At 48.5% G+C, this 19565-nt stretch carries 18 protein-coding genes; 3 read left to right on the forward strand and 15 right to left on the reverse strand.

Going from position 1 to position 19565, the window contains the following annotated elements; translation table 11 throughout:
* Nucleotides 1-15 precede the first annotated feature (15 nt).
* From KFF03_RS11975 to KFF03_RS11990, 4 genes are all read right to left on the reverse strand, one after another.
* Entirely contained in the window at nt 16-1239 is a 1224-nt protein-coding gene (locus KFF03_RS11975) for an efflux RND transporter periplasmic adaptor subunit (RefSeq protein ID WP_255857155.1), read from the reverse strand.
* 187 nt (nt 1240-1426) lie between these two features.
* Nucleotides 1427-2425 carry a tRNA 5-methoxyuridine(34)/uridine 5-oxyacetic acid(34) synthase CmoB gene (gene cmoB, locus KFF03_RS11980; protein WP_255857156.1) on the reverse strand — a complete coding sequence of 333 codons (999 nt, stop codon included), beginning with the start codon at nt 2423-2425 and terminating at the stop codon, nt 1427-1429.
* A gap of 307 nt (nt 2426-2732) precedes the next feature.
* Nucleotides 2733-3485: a carboxy-S-adenosyl-L-methionine synthase CmoA gene (cmoA, locus tag KFF03_RS11985; RefSeq protein ID WP_255857157.1), complete on the reverse strand. Its 753-nt coding sequence runs from the start codon at nt 3483-3485 to the stop codon at nt 2733-2735.
* 93 nt (nt 3486-3578) lie between these two features.
* The gene (locus KFF03_RS11990) at nt 3579-4448 is read right to left on the reverse strand and encodes a LysR family transcriptional regulator (RefSeq protein ID WP_255857158.1); all 870 of its coding nucleotides are present in this window, start codon (nt 4446-4448) and stop codon (nt 3579-3581) included.
* 164 nt (nt 4449-4612) lie between these two features.
* On the opposite strand from KFF03_RS11990, the gene KFF03_RS11995 reads away from it, so the two are divergent.
* Entirely contained in the window at nt 4613-4978 is a 366-nt protein-coding gene (locus KFF03_RS11995; protein ID WP_255857159.1) for a nuclear transport factor 2 family protein, read from the forward strand.
* 55 nt (nt 4979-5033) lie between these two features.
* Here the strand turns inward: KFF03_RS11995 and KFF03_RS12000 are convergent, their stop codons facing one another.
* The 3 genes from KFF03_RS12000 to KFF03_RS12010 are packed head-to-tail and all read right to left on the reverse strand — an operon-like array spanning nt 5034 to nt 9517.
* Nucleotides 5034-6566 carry a hypothetical protein gene (locus KFF03_RS12000; RefSeq protein ID WP_255857160.1) on the reverse strand — a complete coding sequence of 511 codons (1533 nt, stop codon included), beginning with the start codon at nt 6564-6566 and terminating at the stop codon, nt 5034-5036.
* A 33-nt stretch (nt 6567-6599) separates the two neighbouring features.
* Entirely contained in the window at nt 6600-8147 is a 1548-nt protein-coding gene (locus KFF03_RS12005) for a hypothetical protein (RefSeq protein ID WP_255857161.1), read from the reverse strand.
* A gap of 44 nt (nt 8148-8191) precedes the next feature.
* Nucleotides 8192-9517, reverse strand: coding sequence for a DsbA family protein (locus KFF03_RS12010; RefSeq protein WP_255857162.1), 1326 nt, complete (start codon nt 9515-9517; stop codon nt 8192-8194).
* A 71-nt stretch (nt 9518-9588) separates the two neighbouring features.
* On the opposite strand from KFF03_RS12010, the gene KFF03_RS12015 reads away from it, so the two are divergent.
* Together KFF03_RS12015 and KFF03_RS12020 are read left to right on the forward strand one after the other, a co-directional pair.
* Nucleotides 9589-9906: a hypothetical protein gene (locus KFF03_RS12015; protein WP_255857163.1), complete on the forward strand. Its 318-nt coding sequence runs from the start codon at nt 9589-9591 to the stop codon at nt 9904-9906.
* A 74-nt stretch (nt 9907-9980) separates the two neighbouring features.
* Nucleotides 9981-11180, forward strand: a complete 1200-nt coding sequence (locus tag KFF03_RS12020; protein WP_255857164.1) for a sodium:proton antiporter — start codon at nt 9981-9983, stop codon at nt 11178-11180.
* A gap of 9 nt (nt 11181-11189) precedes the next feature.
* On the opposite strand, the gene flgL is transcribed toward KFF03_RS12020, so the two are convergent.
* The 8 genes from flgL to flgG form a co-directional block, all read right to left on the reverse strand.
* Nucleotides 11190-12428, reverse strand: a complete 1239-nt coding sequence (flgL, locus tag KFF03_RS12025) for a flagellar hook-associated protein FlgL (protein ID WP_255857165.1) — start codon at nt 12426-12428, stop codon at nt 11190-11192.
* Nucleotides 12429-12449: 21 nt separating this feature from the next.
* A complete protein-coding gene (gene flgK / locus KFF03_RS12030; protein WP_255857166.1) occupies nt 12450-15431 on the reverse strand; it encodes a flagellar hook-associated protein FlgK in 2982 nt (993 codons plus the stop codon).
* Between the two features lie 13 nt (nt 15432-15444).
* Nucleotides 15445-16341, reverse strand: a complete 897-nt coding sequence (flgJ, locus tag KFF03_RS12035; RefSeq protein WP_255857167.1) for a flagellar assembly peptidoglycan hydrolase FlgJ — start codon at nt 16339-16341, stop codon at nt 15445-15447.
* A gap of 18 nt (nt 16342-16359) precedes the next feature.
* The gene (locus KFF03_RS12040) at nt 16360-16494 is read right to left on the reverse strand and encodes a hypothetical protein (protein ID WP_255857168.1); all 135 of its coding nucleotides are present in this window, start codon (nt 16492-16494) and stop codon (nt 16360-16362) included.
* 141 nt (nt 16495-16635) lie between these two features.
* The gene (locus tag KFF03_RS12045; protein WP_255857169.1) at nt 16636-16938 is read right to left on the reverse strand and encodes a hypothetical protein; all 303 of its coding nucleotides are present in this window, start codon (nt 16936-16938) and stop codon (nt 16636-16638) included.
* The gene (locus KFF03_RS12050; RefSeq protein ID WP_255857170.1) at nt 16935-18023 is read right to left on the reverse strand and encodes a flagellar basal body P-ring protein FlgI; all 1089 of its coding nucleotides are present in this window, start codon (nt 18021-18023) and stop codon (nt 16935-16937) included. The genes KFF03_RS12045 and KFF03_RS12050 overlap by 4 nt, the downstream gene beginning before the upstream one ends.
* 64 nt (nt 18024-18087) lie before the next feature.
* Nucleotides 18088-18768: a flagellar basal body L-ring protein FlgH gene (locus KFF03_RS12055; RefSeq protein WP_255857171.1), complete on the reverse strand. Its 681-nt coding sequence runs from the start codon at nt 18766-18768 to the stop codon at nt 18088-18090.
* An 8-nt stretch (nt 18769-18776) separates the two neighbouring features.
* Nucleotides 18777-19562 (reverse strand): flagellar basal-body rod protein FlgG, encoded by a 786-nt coding sequence (gene flgG, locus KFF03_RS12060; RefSeq protein ID WP_255857172.1) that lies wholly within the window; start codon nt 19560-19562, stop codon nt 18777-18779.
* Nucleotides 19563-19565 lie beyond the last annotated feature (3 nt).

Genomic DNA, 19565 nt, shown 5'->3' on the forward strand with positions numbered 1-19565 from the left:
TGCTCCGGAGTTCAGTTACTCAACCGATGCCAGAGCACGGTTTTCGGTTGCAGACGGCACACGCGTCTGTGCCGGTACTTTTTCCAGTACTGAGGTATCAATCGTTACTTCACGCGGTTGAATCGGCATACCCGGACCAACACGAGCCGGACCATTCACAGCAACACGATCACCTTCATTCAGGCCGGTTTTCACCACCCGTAAATCGCCAAAGCGAGCACCCAGCGTGACAATGCGGTATTCCAGTTTATTGTCGCCATCAACGGTGAGAACAAAGCGGTTTTTCAGATCGGTACCAATGGCACTTTCCGGAATCAGAATACTGTTGGTTTTCTGATGCGGAGCAATACGAACCCGGGCAAACGACCCCGGACGTAAGCGGTTACCATCGGCCGTAAAGGTCGCCCGAACGCGTAACGTACCAGTATTGAAATCAACCCGGTTGTCGATAAAGTCCAGTACACCTTGATGGCCGTAGCTGTTTTCACCAGTCAGCTGTAAATACACCGCCAACTGAGTATCAGCGGTGACGTCAGCAAACTGTGCATTCCAGGTACGCTCATCGATATTAAAGTACGCGTGCAGCTGATCCGTGGATACCAGATTAGTCAGCACACTGCTGTTGGCACTGACGGTGTTACCCGGCTGAATAAAAGCATTGGATGTCATGCCATTTAATGGCGAGCGGATTTCAGTGAATTCCAGATTGAGACGCGCTGCCTCTAATGCTGCTTCGACTGCGGCTAATTCTGCCTGACGTTGTTGTGCCAGGAACACCCGGGCATCGGCCGCCTCGGCTGAAATGGCCTTATTTTTACGCAAACTGCTGCTGCGTTTTTCTTCGAGTTCGGCTTGCTTTAATGCCGCTGCCGCTGCATCGCGCTGAGCTTTCAGACGATTCACTTCTGCGGCAAACGGGCGAGGGTCGAGCTTGACCAGTAAGTCGCCTTTATTCACCCGCGAGCCTTCAACAAACTCGATAGATTCAATCACACCATTAATACGCGGACGTAATTCAACCGCATGGGGTGCTTGTAAACGTGTGGTGAAGTTGCTCCAGTCAACCACGTCAGCGGTGACAACGGTCGCCACATCGATCGGTTGTAATTGCTGGGCTGCAGGTGCCGCTTGTTGCGGTTCTTGTGAGCAGCCAGCTAGCAGTGTCACAGTGGTTAACGCCACTGTTGTTAAGAATGCTGGTACCAGGGATGCTGGTAAAAGTTCCTTGAATGATTTCATACCTATTTTCCCGTATAGGGCCTCCCAAAATAGAACGCCACTGTACTCTTGCAGGTATAAAACAACAATAATCCACTATGGAATAGTTTTGTTCCATAAATGGAACGTTTTACTCGGACCTTTCTGGTTACTTTTCAGCCAAATTCAACAAGAGCCATTCTTGCCATCGAGAGCTGATTATGTGCCATCAGGCCTCAGCAATCACCACTGCCCGTAATGGTGCTGTGTAACCTTCTGCGGTTTTATTCACATCGTCAGGGTCGAGGAAATCTTTCAGTGAGTTGTATTGCATCCATTCAGTACTGCGTTGCTCATCGAGAGAGGTTTGATTTAAATCGACCACCCGGGCGTTTTTAAAGCCAACCCGGCGGCACCAGAGTAATAGAGTTTCAGTCGATGGCAGGAACCAAACATTGCGCATCATGGCGTAGCGGTCTTCCGGCATTAAGGTGTCACCTAATTCACCATCAATGACCAGAGTTTCGAGTACCAGCTCACCGCCCGGTTTTAACGCGTCTTTTAATTCCTGCAAATGCTCCAATGGCGATTTGCGGTGGTACAGAACCCCCATCGAAAACACGGTATCAAAAGCTTTTAAACGCGGCGGTACATCTTCCATTTTTAACGGCAATAAATCCGCCCGCACGGGTTCACTCTGAGTCTGCTGCAGATAACGCTTCATCGCCTGAAACTGCATTAAAAACAAACGCGATGGGTCAACCCCAACTACCCGGTAAGCGCCCTCACCCAACATGCGCCACATGTGATAGCCGGAGCCACAACCCACATCCAGCACCACCCGGTTTTTCAGCGGTGATAAATGTGGCAATACCCGCTCCCATTTCCAGTCTGAGCGCCATTCGGTATCAATATGCGTATCGAAGAAGCGGAACGGTCCTTTGCGCCAGGGCATTAAGCCTTTTAAGCCATCGTGTACCTGCTGTTGTTGTTCGGTGCTGATCAACTCACTGCTCAGTGACAAATCATGTGCGGTTAAATCAGCGGCAACATCGTCGATCACTGGCAGGCTATTTAACGCATCCAGCCAGCGCTGCTGATCACCGTGTTCTTTATCAATCAGGATTTCCTGCATTTGTCGCGGCAATATTTCAGCCCACGGGGCCAGCTTGCCGTCTTGCATAAAGGTGGTGAGTTCGTCGAACCAGGAGAGGATATTTTCTTTCATCTTTACTTATATAACCGTGAATAAAGAAATAGGCATTCTTTTAGCCGCACCTATCGTAAGGCACATCCCTGTGCCTACGATAGGCCCGCAACATCCTGTTGCTGCTATAAAAAGAATCCCTATTTCTTCATTCTTCAATATTTTAGAAACTGTTAAGTCGGTAAATTCGTAACTAAGGTAGTCAGTGTTTTATAAAGTTTTCTGAAGAAGCAGCATGGATGCTGCGAGCGCGCAACGATCACAGGGACGTGGCTTTTGCGCGCCGGCAAGAAAATTTTATAAAGCACTGACTATTCAATTTCCCTAATTACTTCACCGCCAAAAACGATACAAAATTAAAACACTGATACCAGCGAATCACCTTAGAAAAACCAGCCGCTTTTAATCGCTCAATATGCACAGATTCACTTTCCGGAATCAGTACATTGTCAATCGCAGCACGCTTTTGTGCGATCTCTAAATCGGAATAACCATTGGCGCGCTTAAAGTCGTGATGTAAATCGGTTTGCAGCTGCTGTTCGGTTTCATCAAAACACAGTTTTTCTGACAAAATCAGCGCACCGCCCGGCAAAGTTGCATCGGCAATACGGGTCAACAAATTCAGACGCTGATCTAACGGAATAAATTGCAGCACAAAATTTAATGCGGTTACTGAGGCGTTTTCCAGCGGATAGGTACAAATATCATCACACAACAAATCGACCTGAATGTCTGAGTCGTCCAGCGCGATATAATGCCCGGCACGTTCAACCATGGATTGCGAATTATCAATACCAATGATGCGGCACTGATTCAGCGCAGGCCTGGCATCAACGCCATGGCGCATCGCCAGAGTGACAGCTCCCAATGAGCATCCCAGATCATAGAGATTGGAATTTGGCTGCGCGTAACGCCCGGCAATCACACCCGACATCGCAACCGTTTCTGCGTATCCAGGCACCGAGCGTTTGATCATATCCGGGAAGACCCGAGCAACAGCGCCATCAAAGGCAAAGTTGGCGACTTCTCCCTGATCGTTCTGATAAATACGGTCGGTTTCGTGTTCGGGGTGCTGGCTCATAAGTTGCGGTGGGTCTCAGGTTGAAGGTCTCGGGTTGAAGGTCTCAGGTGGTACGCTAATAATAGCCGCGCATTCTAGCAGAATGCCGTGCTATCAGACATCACCACCACATAGCTGCTGTAAGGTGCTTTCAACTTCCTGAATCGCTTGCTGTACCAGGCGTGGCAATGGCTGGTACGGGTGAATAGCATAAACATTCACCTCCGGGCTGTAACACCCCGGCAGCACTTGTTGTAATAACGGTTCACCTAATAACAGAAACTGCGGCACATAAGCCAACCCGACACCGGAGCGTGCCAGTGCCAGCACCGCATTCAGGTTATTCGCATGGCGACTGGCTTTAAACGTAAAACGCTGAGAGATGTTCTGACGCCATAGCGTCACCGTGCTGTTGTGTCCCTGCCAGGCATTGCGAATAAAACGCTGTTGGTCTGTATTATCGGGATTGAGCGCGGGAGCCTGTTGCAGATAACCCTCACTGGCGACCAGCGTCTCTCTGAAGTGACCAATGCGACGCTGACGTAAATGACTATCCGGCGATTCACCTACCCGAATCGCTAAATCAATTCTTTGCTCAATCAGGTTGAGCTGCTTATCTTCAGCAATTAAGTCCGGTTCGATATCCGGGTGTTCGGCCACCAGCCTGGCAATTGCCGGAGCTACCACCGAATCCATTAATGCATACGGCGCGGTGATACGTATCGGGCCGGATAACCCTTGCTGGCTATCACGCGCGGTTTGCCAGGCGACATCCACTAAATGCTCGATATCAGCACAACGCTGATAAAACTCCTGCCCCGCCGGAGTCAGTACCTGCTTACGGGTGGTGCGTTGTAACAGCTGCACTCCCAATGCCTGCTCCAGCGCTTTCAGGTGCTGACTTAATACTGATTTCGACAGACTCAGTTGCTCCGCCGCCGCGGTGAGAGTTCCGGCATCCACCAGCGTGCGGAACAGCAACATGTGGCGAAGGTGATCCTGCATAGTATTTTGTCTCTGAATAGCTCAACTATTGTTTAATTTAATCAAACAATGGTTTTTTGAAAAGCCGGTTTTTCCGAAAGATCGTTTTGCTTAACCTGAATACATCAATCAACAACGTATTACAGACAGAAGAGAAAACGACGATGAGCCAAATCTTATTAGATGCCGTAAACGCCGCCAGCCAACGTTGGAAAGATGCTTTTAATGCCGGAGATGCAGCGGGTTGTGCCGCACAATACGAAGCCGATTCAGTGATGCACGCCCGTCCGTTTGGTACTTTTGAAGGTACTGAAGCCATTCAGGGTTTCTGGGCACAACTGATTGCTGATGGTTTTTCAGATATCGAATACCTGAACACAAACATCGAGATCATTGATGAATCCAGCGCAGTTTTATCATCCGACTGGAAGATGAATAAAGCCGGTGGCGTCATTCATAAAGAGCTGTGGGTATTACAGGAAGATGGCAGCGCCAAACTGCGCGAAGATGATTTTGAGGCGCAAGGCTAATAACGCCAAGGGCCTGAGGGGAGCGTCCCCTCAGGTCTTAGCTAGAGCTAAGATATTAAATCAACTCATCGTCAAGTCGCTGTGTTAACGCCGCTTTGATTTTTGCCAACATGGCTTCACCCGCCAGACGACCTTCAATCCCTTCCGCTAATTTAATACTTTTACCGTCGATATTGGCATAAATCGCCATGTATTCGGTTTTAACATGATCCTGAGAGGTAGAACTCATGGTCATTTTTAATTCCAGCTGCGACGGCGAAGTTATACATCCATTACGTTGATACAACTGACGGCCAAATACACTGCGGATAATTTGTACCTGGCCATGCCCATCTGCCTGATCAGCACTGATATAAGTTTCCAGCTTACGCCCGGATAAAAACAGACCATAGAGAAATGCACCCCAGCCAACCAGGCAAAACACCGGAGCCATAAACCACAACCCACCGCCTTCTTGAGTCGCTTGGTACAACAAGAAGAGTCCAACACAGCCAAAAATAGCACCAATGGCTAATAAGATCCCCCACATGCTTTTATTGCGCCCGGCTTCACTAATGATTTCAGTCGTGCCGCTGGGCAGTGTTGTCATGTCAATCTGACGCTCGACGCTTTCAACCGCTTCCTGGCGTTGCTCAGCTCGTGTTTCCTGCTGATGCTGCTCGGGAATGGCAATATCACTCTGGGTTAATGCAATCCCCAGCGCCTCAGCCAATGCCGGAGACAATACCGGTAAATCCCAGGTACGCTTAAATTCCATCAATTCCGCAATCTGAGTGCCCGGCACTTTGCGTGCAGTCGTCACCTGTCCTTCGGCGGCCAATTGCCAACTGACGGTTCCTTTATACGATTCATTGCCGCTTTCCGGCACATCAGCGGGTAGTTCAAACAAAAACTGAATATGTTGCTGTCCAGCAGAATCGGTTTCGATATAAGCCCGGGTTTCCTGTTGATGCAGTACCGAGGTATGGGTTGTACGGTTATCTCCAGAACCCGACGAATAAGTATGCAAACAACTTAACCGCAGTGTCAGACCATTACGCGGTTTTGCCGACAATGAAAAACGTCCGCCTAATTGATGGCCCGTTACCGGGGGCAATGGATCTGGCTTTAGCACAGTCGGGCCAATCACCTGATAAGTACGCTTCTGTTTATTACCATAGGCGTACAACCCCAGGCCAACCAGTGCAAAAGGAATACCTGCCAACGCTCCGGCTTCACCTTTCACTAATCCGATAACCATAATCAGCAGCCCGGGTAATGAAAAAACCAGGCCGAATATCGTCATATATTTATGGCCACTTTTCTGGTCACTGGCGATGCCTTCACGGCGAATCTTATCCAGCTCTTGCTGCAGGTTGGTTTTTTTCAGCGCATGACGAATCAGAAAAACGCCCAACCCGCCAAACACCAGTAGAAAAAAGCCCGCCATCAGTAACCGAAATAAAAGATCGTTCTGATGCTCATCGAATAATATTCCACCCGCGGCAAAGCAACCGGCAGCAGCAAAAATACCGCCAAAGATAACACCACCTATACGACCTTTTTTTGGATTGTATTTTTTATTCGGCGGAAGTTGTTGTGCCATCATTGATTCCTTTAACAACGCTTTAACGATCAGGTATTAGACTAACTCATCATTAAGCGTTTGGGTTAACGCCCCTTTGATTTTATTCAGCATAGCTTCACCCGCCATACGCCCTTCAATACCCTCTGCCAGTTTGATTTTTTTGCCCTCAACGTTGGCATAAACTGCCATATACTCGGTGGTTACATTATTTGTGGTTGAACTCATGGTCATGACTAATTCCAGCTGCGAAGGCGAGGTTATCTGACCCTTGCGCAGATACAATGACAATCCAAATAAGCTGCGCACAATCTGTATATGACCATCCTGAATGTGGGCTTCCAGCTTACGTCCGGATAAAAACACACCATAAACAAATGCGCCCCAGCCCAGCAGGGTAAGGACTGGTGCACTGATCCAAAGGGACAGGTTCTCGTCTATGCGAGAAAACAAAAACAGACCAAGGCAACCAAATACACCACCAACCCACTTCGCTACGGTCGATATCGATTTATTACGCCCGGCTTCACTGATAATTTTGGTTGTTCCATCCGCACGGGTGACCATATCAATCTGTCGTTCAACACTTTCATTGGCTTGCTGGCGTAACTCAGCCCGTACACTTTCCGACGGAGGCTCTGGAGCCTCAACATGATTAGGTGTTAGTTCAATCCCAAGCGCCTGAGCATAAGCCAGCGATAGCACTGGAATTTCCCAGCTGCGTTTAAATTTCGTTAATTCATGAGTTTGAGTGCCCGAAGCGACCTTGTTAGGCACGCTGACCTGTCCTTCGGCAATCACTTGCCAGCGAATGGTTCCCCTATAAGACTCGCTGCCGGTTTCCGGCAGTTTGTCAGGCAACTCAAACCGAAATGATACGGTCGTCTCCCCCTCATCTGTAATTACGGCTTCGGCTTCCTGCTGATGAAGCGTGACGGTATAGGTCTGACGCTCACTGTCTGCGGTGCCGCCGGCGTGAGGGTGCATTGTAGGAGCATCGCCTGGCTGGGTCGTATACGTATGCACACACTCAAGACGAAAGCTCAGACCATCGTGTGGTTTGGCCGTCAGCGAAAAGGAGCCACCTAACTGATGACCAATCACCGGCGGTAATGGGTCGGGAATCAGAATGCTGGGGCCGATAATCTGGTAGGTTTTTTTCTTCTTATATGCGTAAGTAAATATACCGCCGCCGACTAACAAAAACAGTGAGCCAACCACACCACCAAAGTCCCAATTTAATAAACCCTCGAATAAAATCAGCAGGCCTGGCACAGAGAACAGCGCCGCCACCAACATATATGGCTTGTAATTCGTGCGCTGATCGCTGGCAATACCCTGAGTGCGAATCTGCTCCAACTCCTGCTGTAAATCCACTTTTATTGATGACCGCCGTTTAAGAAAACGCCCGATTCCACCAAACACAACCAGAAAAAAAATCGCGGCTAACAGACCGGCGAGAAAGTTCTGACCGGCATTATTAAACAACGCAGAAATGGCCATTAATATGCCCACGCTAGTAAAAATCCAGCTGATAACCTCACCGCCGCGGCGACGTTGCTCTGGGTTATATTTTTTGTTTGCGGGTAGCGAGTGTTGCTTCATAAACGATCCCTGCTCTAGGTAGTATTAACAAGTTCTAAATAACATTAGTCGTCTTTCAGGCCCAGGTGGCGGCGAATAGCCTGTTCAATAAATTCAATACGATCCTGGCCCCATACCGTTAAGTCACCATAACGGATGCTGGGAACGCCCCATTGGCCTTGTTCAATCATTTCCAGGCGGTTGGCTTCCGCCCAGTCGAGCCAGGCCGTTTGCCAATCGTCCTGCGCCAGAATAGCCGCGGCTTTGGTCCAGTTTAATCCCGCACGTTCAACGATTTTTTTCATGCCACTGTCGGTTTCCGCCATAATCCCCTCGGCATTTACCGCCCGGGCAAAGCTCAGCATAAAATCGACTTCTTTTGCCTGAGACCGGGCGTAGTCAAATAAGGCATAACAGCGCTGCACACCGGCACCTAAAGGATCGGCAACAAACCCATAATCAAGGCCAAATTTATCCGCCTCGCGTTTCGTGTCGCCAAAAATATAAAACTTTTTGCTATCTGGCACCGTTAAGCCACGCATAATCATGGGTAACACCGGTTTCAGTTCAAATGGAATACCGTAGTGTTGTGCCAGCTTCACACTGCGCTCAAGCCCAAGATAAGAGTAAGGGCTGCGTGCTGAAAAATATAATGTTAATGGCTGGGATTGATGTTCCGGGTTGATCTCAGAGGGTTCAAAGGCGCGACAAAAGTCAGCGTACGTTTTATCAAAATAAACCTTCGGTTCCGTGCTATTCAGCTTAAGGTCATTCAGACGCTGCTCAAAGTGGTCAAGCCGATCGAGTCCCCAATACCACTCGCCCTGAAATTTCAGTGTGGCGCTGAGATAATGGCCATCGTTCAATAACTGCGCTTCATTACGCGCTAATAAGGCCTGTTGTTCTGAGGTAAGTGGTTGCGCTTCTTGTGCAGTGCCTGACCATAAATCCTGAAAAACAGCGATCACGGCCTGCCAGTCTGGTATCTGAGATTCTGTTTGCTGCAATTGCAATAAACGCCCGGTGGCCACTTCAACCTGAGCGATGGAAGGCTGGTCAATTTCCGGAGCCTGTAATTGATACAAAGACGCCAGCAATCCGGCATCCAGCACCGCATTGCGTTGCCACATTTCCGGCTCCGGGTACATATCGTCCTGTAACGTCGCAATCACCCGGAAGCGCCAGTTAACGGCGTAATCTTGTTGAAGCTGGGGCAACACCTGAGCTAAGAGATAACTGTAAGGATCATCTGCCCGCAACCATACATCCACCTGCGGCTGGCCTGCCATCAGCGCCTGACGCGCTTGCCAGATAGTACGTTTAACACGCTTAAGGGTACGACTGCTCAAAGCCCGGGCAGCATGGCGCTGAATGTGGTTTTTCAGAGACATAAGATTGACGCTACTCTTGTTATTTGTGAGTTATACTAACCGATCAGCCACAAAGCCGTTATCGCATTCTGATGAATAAACGCCCGAGCAAAAATGATGTCAGAGATCAGATCAACCAGGAAGTTGAGGATTTTCTGCGCAAAGGTGGTGAAGTCAAGGAGTTGGCCCGGGGAGAAACCGGCCTGATCAATGGTAAATACAACGATCGCTCTCTCGGGTTTGAAAAGCCCAAAGAAGAACGCACGCCGGTTGAACATGTTCTGAAAGATATTGATCAGCGCCGTCAGGAAAGCCGCAAGCCTGTAAAGAAGTCAACCGCCAAACGTCCTCGTAAAAAAATAATTTACGATGATTTTGGTGAACCGCTGCGCGTTATCTGGGAAGATTAGGGCCTGTTAACTGATAGCAATGACAACTGGCTCTGCTCATTGCGTCTTTCCACCCTCAGGAACAAGGATTTCAAATGGAAGAAACAATATTGCTACTGGTCGCTGTAGCGCTGTTTTTTTACGGTTTATTAGCACGCCGAATTGAACAGGCCGATATCACAGCACCAATGATATTCACCTTATTAGGTGTGATATGTGGCCCTCTGGGACTGGCTTTGGTATCAGGCAGCCCGGATAACAGCAAAATCTTTTTTATCGCCGAATTAACACTGGCACTGGTGTTATTTACCGATGCATCACAAGTACGTTGGAAACATCTGGGGCAATTTAATTATTACCCGATCAAACTCTTAGCCATCGGCTTACCATTAACCATTCTGGCCGGCGCTGTATTTGCTTATTGGTTATTGCCTCTGGGTATGGTGGCAGCCTTACTGCTGGCAATTATCCTGACCCCCACCGATGCCGCACTGGCACAAAGTGTGATGGAACAAAAAAGCATTGATGCCGATTTACGCAACTCAGTGAATGTTGAAAGTGGTTTAAATGATGGTATCGCTTTACCCATTCTGTTAATGGCACTGGCGCTGCACACAGCAGGTTCAGCTCAGGAGCTGGATGGCGCTTATTGGGGTGAATTTATTCTCACCCAATTACTGGCGGGTACCGTCATTGGTGTGGCTGTGGGTCGTATCGGTAGTTACCTGATTAACCAGGCTTGTGAGAAAGACTGGATCTCGCCGGTATATCAACGCTTGTCGTCCATCAGCCTGGCCATCATTGCCTTCAGCCTGGCGGAAGTATTCCATGGCAACGGTTTTATTGCGGTTTTCCTGGCCGGTTTGTTCCTGCAGACCCAACATGAGGTGGTGATTGAGCGCCTGAAAGAGTTTGGTGAAGCCGAAGGTGAGTTATTAACACTGGCGGTCTTTTTCATCTTTGGCGTTATTTTTGTCCCCATGGTCTGGCCGTATATCAGCTGGAACACCTTTATTTACGCCGTATTCAGTTTAACCGCTGCGCGTATGCTGCCAGTTTGGATCAGCCTGATCGGCACTCAGCTCAACCTTAAAGAAAAATTATTCCTGGCCTGGTTCGGCCCTCGCGGTATTGCCAGCGTGCTTTACCTGTTACTGGTCATGGAAGAATTTGGCTTTAATCAGGATTCCGAAACGCTGCAGACCATTGCAGCAACGTCAGTGCTGGCGATTCTGATGAGTATTTTCCTGCACGGTGCCTCGACCAAGTTCTGGATTAAAGCGTTTCAACGTTAGCAGGCTGTCTTATAGCTGATTAAACAGTGATAAACGTGAAATGGTGGTGTAGCTTTGCTGCGCCGCCTCTAACAAAAACGACTGTAATGACAAACGGCTGACCGCCTCAGCAAAATCCACATCCGATAATTCGGATAACACTTCCCGATTCACCAGTTCAATATCTGCCGATAAGTTTCGGGTATTGTCGACAATATTTAACCGTGCACCGACCTGGCTGCGAACTTCAGAAACAGACGTTTGTGCGTTTTCTAAATTGGTTAAGGTATCGGCGATCAAAATGTCCAGCGTGGCAGAATCCACCGGATTATCCTGCAGGTTGTTTAATCCTTGCTGCAAACGAAAGATGGTATCCGTAATGCTTTGTTTTGGCGTGGATTTCACCAAGGCTTCATCACCCGGCTGTGGCTCGCCAGTGAGTGAAAAAGCAATACCCGCAGCAACCACTTCAGCAGTCGGGTTGTAACCTACATTCACCAAGCCATCAACCACACGGTCATCGGACTGGCGACGCACAGTAAAATTAGGCCCTGGTGGGGTGATTTCCGATTCTGAATTAAAGGTAATCACGATGTCGTCAGGATAAAAATCCGCGTATTTTTCCTTATCCACCACAAAACCGGCATTAATGTTTAAAGTGCCGTTATTAATCGGATTTTCAAAGGTGGTGAAGCTGTTATCCGCCGCTGCTACATCGACAAACAAGGCTTTACCAGTATCCCCGGTTGTGACATTGGTTGATGGGCCAATCGGCAAAATACGCTGACCTTCATCACCCTGATATTCATAACGTCCGTTTTGCTGTTTTTCAAAAGGTGGGGTTTGCCCCTTAAAACCGGCAAAAATATATTCGCCACTCGGGTCCCGGGTATTGAATAAATCCACCAGACCTTGCTGAATTTCCCCGACTTCAGCGGCAATCGCCTGTCGGTCACTGATGGTTAATGTGCCACCACCGGCTTTTACCGTCAGCTCCTGTAACCGGGTCAAGGATGTATTCACCGAAGCCAGGCTGGTTTCTTCCAGACGTAAGCGGTTTTCAGCGGCCGTCAGGTTGCGATCATACTGCTCCCGTTGAGCAAGATCCTGCTGTAACTGCAGAATTTTTGTTGCGGCCACCGGGTCGTCGGCCGGGGTTAATACCCGTCGTCCGGTCGATACCTGCTGCTGAGTTTTATTCACGGCAGTCTGGTTATTTAAAATATTATTCAGGCCAATATTAAATGTCTGAAGAGTGGAAACACGCATAATATTTTACCTATTAAAAACCTAACGGAATGTGCCAATTAAGGTATCAAACACATCCCGTGCTACCTGAATGACCTGAGCACTGGCGTTATAAGCCAACTCAAACTGAATCAGCCGCGACGCTTCTTCATCGAGATTCACCCCGGAATTACTGCTGACGGAGTTCTGAGTGTTATTCAGCAACACATCGCTGGAATCCCGGTTAATCTGGGCGCGACTGGTGACGGAACCAATGCGTTCAACCAGACGGGCATACGATTCCGAATAACTGGTATTACCAGATATGGTATCGGCGGTTTGCAACGCGGTTAACGCGCCACCGTTACGGCTATCCGAGGTACCGTCTTCGTTAAAACTGATGGTGAATTCATCACCACTCTGTACCAAACCTTCGATATCAATATCAAAACCAAAATGAACCGGTTCACCCACTGGATTTTCCGGAAAGATGTTATTGCCGGGTGGTGAAATCTCCAGGCTGAAATTCGGATCAGTAATAACTTTAACCTGGCCACCCATGGCAATTTTTGATGAACCATTAACGCCGGTTGCCCGCATATCCAGACGATTCTGGAACTGAATATTGCCTTTTTCGGTAATTTCTACGTCGATATTACCGGGTAACACCACACCAGACGCTTCAATTACGGCTTTAATTCCAGCTAATAATTCATCACCATCGGCGTAGGTATCGGTTAGTTCTAAATTAAAGGTTCCCTGCCCTGGCACTTCAAATTCATAGGTGTAAGGGCCACCCACCGAGAAATCATAACCGTCCACTTCATTTAATAACGTAAATGGATTTTCACCAGTCGCTTTCAGGCTGACGTCATGGCCGTTACTGACGGCAAAGCCATCCCCCGTGTCACCGGTAATCTCAAAATCGAGATCGTCACCATTTAACGCGATCACGGTTAAGGTGCCGCCATCACTGCGGGCAACAATCCCCAGATCCTGCAATTCACGATTGGCATTAATCCGGTCGGCCAGAAAGTTTGGCGTAATGGGTTCTGGCACCGTTGCCGGATAATCGGCATCGTATTTGGTTTGATTCGGGCCCAGGGTATCGGTCAGATCAATGCCATTCATAGACAAACGCAGCGGTAAAAACGGATTGCTGTCCTGGGAGAAATCCGTCAGTTCTACCGTGGTTCTGGCACTCGCTTCCACCCCTTCTCGCTTGCTCAGCTCGGCTGCAATTTCTTTTGCACTGGCATTCTCACGGGTAATTAACGTTGGTTGTTGCTGTAAAAAGCCGGTTTCAGGAATGCTGTTGCTGATATTAATGCGTTCCGGAAAAAAGCCGTTGGTTGCGTCCAACACAGGAGCCGGTAAAGGCGCCTGATACAAGGTGCTGCTGGGTAACACACCACCAAAGCTGGTAAAGGCTGTTTTGCCTTCATCTCTGGGCAAAATAGAGTTGGTAATCCCCGGTGTGTAACTCTGATTCATCAACGGTGGAAACAGCGGAATCGGGTTACCCGGATCGGTATTATCGAGCACGTCGTACGTGGTTGGCGAGGTAAAACGAATCAGAATTGGTGGGTCCAGTTCACCTTCGTTCGCCAGATAACGGGTTTCTGAATCGTAAACCACACCAGGTGAAATAGTAGCGGAACCTCGGTTGCCAATGGCCGCATCGGTCGAAATGGGCGAAGCCAGAGCAACCTGTTCGGCCCGGGTAATATTCATCTCGACCTGAGACGAACCCATCCGGGTTGGCATAATTAAAAACTCGTCACCGTGCTGAAAACTGCCACCTTCCAAACGAATTTCAAATCCTTCCACCTCAATACTTTGTGGAAACTCGCCGCTGAGCGTCTGAGTTGTCAGCAGTTCGTTATCACTTAAACGAGTGATGCGGAATGTCTGATCATCCGGCCCCGGAAACGTCAGTTTATAATCACTGGTGGTTAAGTCGTTTGAGTTGGTAATCTGCACCGATAAGACACGGTCGTCCGGGTCGGCATTGTTGGCACTGCCAAACACTCGTGAATAAGCCTTTACCGGGTCGTTGACGCTTTCAAAAAAGTTTTCACCTTTGAGGCCGTCGTAATCAATTCCTAAACGATGTTGTTCATTAAAGGTTTGAGTAATGGCCAATGCTGTACGACCCAAACCGTTTAACGTCGGATCTAATACCTCACGGCGAAAATCCAGTGTGCCACCCAACTGGCCGCCGGTAATTTCGCGGCTGATGTTTTGAATCACATCCCCTTTGCGAAAATAAATATCAAACCGAGAAGGGTCACCTTCACCATTACTGGCAAACATTTCGTTGTAGTCATTACCAATGACCAGTGCCTGCCCATTACCAATAAAAACATTCAGGCCAGCGTTATCCTGCTGAACCACGTTGACTTCTACCAGTTCCGATAAATCTTTTAATAACTGAGAGCGCTGATCAAGCAGGTCATTGGGTTCATTACCCTGAGCACTGGCCGTGGCAAATTGAATTTGTTCATTGAGTTCGGCAATGGCTTCAGCAATGGTCGAAATTTGTCCGGCAATGACTTCCATCTGGCCATTAATCACCTGATTTTGTTCAACCAGGCGATCGCTGATGGACGAAAACCGATCCGCCAATCCTTGTGCTTCTGAAATTAAGACTTCCCGGGCAGGCAATGAGGAAGGGTCATCCACAGTAGACTGCAAAGCACCAAAAAAACGTTCCAACCCTGGCTGAACCCCCGTGCCCGGATCGGCTAATAAACTATCTATTTGCCCGGCATTGGTGGCCAGAGTTTCAAACTCATTAAAGGTCGAGGTATCACGACGCAGTTGTTCATTTAAAAACTCATCATAAACGCGGCGTACTGAGGCAACAGACACACCATTACCAACCCAAACACCACCATTAAACTGAGGGTTATTTTCGGTGAAGTTTACTTCCTGGCGGCTATAACCTTCGGTGCCGGCGTTGGTAATATTATGGCCGGTAACCGTGAGTGCCGTTTGATGTGCTTTTAATCCGGAAATACCAACCTGTAATAAATCTGCCATGATGATTTCCTGATTATTGTGCGGCGGCAGGCTGAAGCTGATTCAGTGCCTTAAGTAAGGTATCGCCGGAGGAGACACGCTTGATTTTATCGCCATACGCCGGATCGGTTGCATAACCTGCTTGCTGTAACACATGACCATACTGGTCACCCGCCAGGCCTTTACCCAGTGCCTGCTGATAACGCTCGCCGGTTTGCAGGAAGCGGGCATAATCGTTTAAACCCGCTTCAATGGATTCGTAAGCACGGAAATCAGCCCGCTCATTGACCCGCACGCCATTGCGATATTCATGGGTCACAATATTCACCCGGCTACCCTGCCAGCGCTGGTCTGCTTTAATCCCAAAAAAATTAAAACTGTTATTGCCCTGTTGGTCGGTGATCATGTGTTTCCCCCAACCGGTTTCTAACGCGGCCTGAGCAACAATCGCTTTGGCATCCACATTCAGCTGCTCACCCACTTGTTGAGCGTAAGGATAAACAGCGGCAACAAACGCTTGTGGAGTGGCAAACTGTTGCCCTTTCTGACCACTGCCGCTGGCAGGAGCAGATTCAGTAGGATTAGGTTCGGCTGAAGACTCGGTTTCGGAAATATCGGCCAGCGCCTGATCTACTTGTTCGATAGTGCGTTGTAATGAGGAATGATGACGACGTAACTCAGTCTGATTCAACTCAGGCTTATCCTGCTGAACCTCATAATTACTGAGCATCTGGCGATAAATGACATCCGCCAGGCCGGTACTTTGTGATGAGGACATCGATAACGTGATCTGGTCATCGTACATTTTTTCGTAAAAATCAGACTCAGACGACGAAAACAAAGAGTCTTCTTTAAATACCTGATTGGCATCGCGCATGGACGACAACATCATGTTCAGAAACATGGATTCAAACTGCTTGGCCACTTCCATCAAAGCGGCATTTTTATCCTACTTCCCCAACTGGCGAATGCTTTGCAGACTATTCACATCGGTATACACATTAGCCGCATTATGTGCGGAATGTGTCGCAAGCGATTGTGTTGGAATACCCAATGGTATTGAAGTCGATCGTTCTGAAAGCATAGTTGTCACCTCTACATGGAATATGCAGGATGTTTGCCAACTATTAACGATGGGTAAAACGGCACAAAAATACCCGCACCGGAAACCGCTGCGGGTATAACTTTTTAAATCTGGTGCTGCCGTTAAAATCTGGTACTGGGGTTATTGACCGGCAATTTTGGCATATTGGCTGAGATTACGCTGACCACGCATTTGCTGGCCAATCTCTTTCTGCTCCTGCTCCAGTTCATTCAGTAAGCTTTGTTCAACACCCAACAACTCTTCCAGAAACTTCTGCTGTTCGCTGGTCAGGTTAATCAGCTCATTCATTTCACTGAACCACTCCTGCAATAACTGATTACGCTGATCAATTAATTCGCTGACACCTTCACGAACACCTTGACGAATCAGCGTCTGAATCTCCAGCGACTGGCTTTTGATTCGGGCGAATTTTTCAGGATTCATATGACAATTAACTCCGCTTTTAATGCGCCAGCTTGTTTCATGGCTTCAAGAATCGCCATTAAATCACCTGGAGCTGCGCCGATTTCATTTACGGCTTTAACAATATTATCGAGCGAAACACCCGGGCCAAATTTGAACATCCGGCTATCACCGCCGTCATCAATATTGATGTTGGTTTCTGGCACCACCACGGTATCGCCATCGGCAAACGCATTGGGTTGTTCCACATTAAAATCTTCGGTGATGGTTACCACCAGGTTGCCGTGTGTCACGGCAACCGGTTCTATCATCACATTCTGGCCCATCACAATGGTACCCGTACGGGAATTAATAATGATTTTAGCCCGCTCTTTACCGGTTTCGATCTCGAGGTTTTCGATAATGGATAAATAACTGACACGCTGGGAAGTATCACGCGGCGCACTGACACGAACCGATGTGGCATCCATTGCTTCTGCCGTGCCAGGGCCTAATAAATCATTAATTTTATCGACCATGGCTCTGGCCGTTGTAAAGTCAGCCTGATCAAGATTAAAAATTAAACTGTCGCCCCGGGCGAAGTTACTCGGTACTGCCCTCTCAACCGTTGCACCATTGGGGATACGGCCAACACTCGGTACATTCACGGTAATACTGGAGCCATCATTACCTTCAGCGCCAAAACCACCCACAATTAAATTGCCCTGTGCCACAGCATAAATATTACCGTCAGCACCTTTTAACGGAGTAAATACCAATGCCCCGCCACGCAGGCTTTTGGCATCACCCAAGGATGATACTGTGACATCCACCCGCTGTCCGGGTTTGGCAAACGGCGGCAATTCAGCGGTAATGGTTACCGCTGCGACATTACGCAATTTGGGATCAACACCTGGCGGCAAAGTAATACCAAATTCAGTGATCATATTGCGGAAGGTTTGTGTGGTAAACGGACTGCGATCACCGCTGCCATCCAGGCCCACCACCAGGCCATAGCCCACCAGCTGGTTACTGCGCACGCCAGAAATACTGGTGATATCTTTAATACGCTCTGCCAGTGCCAGGTTTGTCAGCAGCAGAGAAACCATTAATACCAGGACTTTCATTACGCTTCCCTCACACTGGACACACTTATCGTAAAGTGGTCATAAAGTTGCCATAAAGCCATCATCAGAAAGGCCACCAAGGCGAGTTCAGGATACGATCACCCAACCCAGGTTTGGTCGAATTATTCAGCGCACCACGGCCACCAAAAGAAATTCGGGCATCAGCCACCTTGCTGGATGACACCATATTATCCGGTGAAATATCCTGCGGACGAATCATGCCGGTAATTCGGATATATTCGTCACCTTCACTCAGGGTTAACCATTTTTCGCCGCGAATTTTTAAAATGCCGTTCGGCATAATGTCCGCTACAGACACGCTGATCTGGCCGGTTAAACTGTTGGAGCGATCCGCCTCACCAGTACCGGTAAATTCTTTTTCACTGTCATAATCGGTAGTCAGACTGACGTTACGCCAGCCAGGCACCATACCCGCAATGGCGGTCGGCGTGATCACCGCGCTGGAATCTTTTTCCATCGTCGTTTCGGCCGATTTACTGGAACGATAACGCTCATCAAAAATGACCGTAATAATGTCACCCACACGACGCGCTTGTTGATCAGTAAAAAATCCATTGGTGTACGCTGGATTAAATAGTGAACCACTGACACTGGGAGTCGGCTGCAGGCTTTGGGCAGAAACCGGCGCATAGTCCGGATCATTCGGGTACACATCTGGCTCAAACGGAACCGAAGTACAGGCCGTCAGAATCGATAATGATGATAACGTGATGAGTTTTTTCATACATCCTCCTACACGTTTTGTGTCAGGAATTGCAGCATGCCATCTGCGGCTGATACAACTTTGGAGTTCATTTCGTAAGAGCGCTGGACGGTGATCATTTTCACCAGTTCCTCCACCACTTCGACGTTGGATTTTTCCAGTGCGCCTTGTTCAACACTGCCAAAACCATCTTCAGAAGGTGTGCCACCTTGCGGCGCACCACTGGAAGCTGTTTCCAGAAATATATTGCCACCAGTGGATTCCAGGCCCGCTGGATTAATAAAATCCATGGTTTCCAGCTGACCTAATTCCTGAGGATTCGGGTCACCATTAATCGTGACCTGAACAATGCCGTCTTTACTGACGGTGACTTTATTAGCCTGTTCCGGAATGGTGATTTGTGGCTCCAGAGGATAACCATTTACATTCACCACGGTGCCTTCATCGTTAATATGAAAAGTACCGTCGCGGGTGTAACCAATATTGCCGTCTGGCAAGGTAATCTGAAAAAAGCCACGTCCATTAATGGCTAAATCCAGAGGCTGGTCGGTTAATTCCAATGAACCCGTGGTAAAAATCTTTTGTGTCCCGGCAGTACGAACACCGGTACCTAATTGCAAACCCGACGGTAAACGACTATCGGCCGATGAGTTGGCACCTGGTTGACGCTGGATTTGATACAACAAATCTTCAAATACCGGGCGGTCTTTTTTGAAGCCAGTGGTGGCAACGTTGGCCAGGTTGTTCGATACCGTCGATAGCGCAAGATCCTGAGCTTCAAGGCCGGTTTTACTTACCCAAAGTGCTGGTAACATAAT

Origin of the sequence: Bacterioplanoides sp. SCSIO 12839, from assembly GCF_024397975.1 — a bacterium.
Taxonomy (GTDB): domain Bacteria; phylum Pseudomonadota; class Gammaproteobacteria; order Pseudomonadales; family Oceanobacteraceae; genus Bacterioplanoides.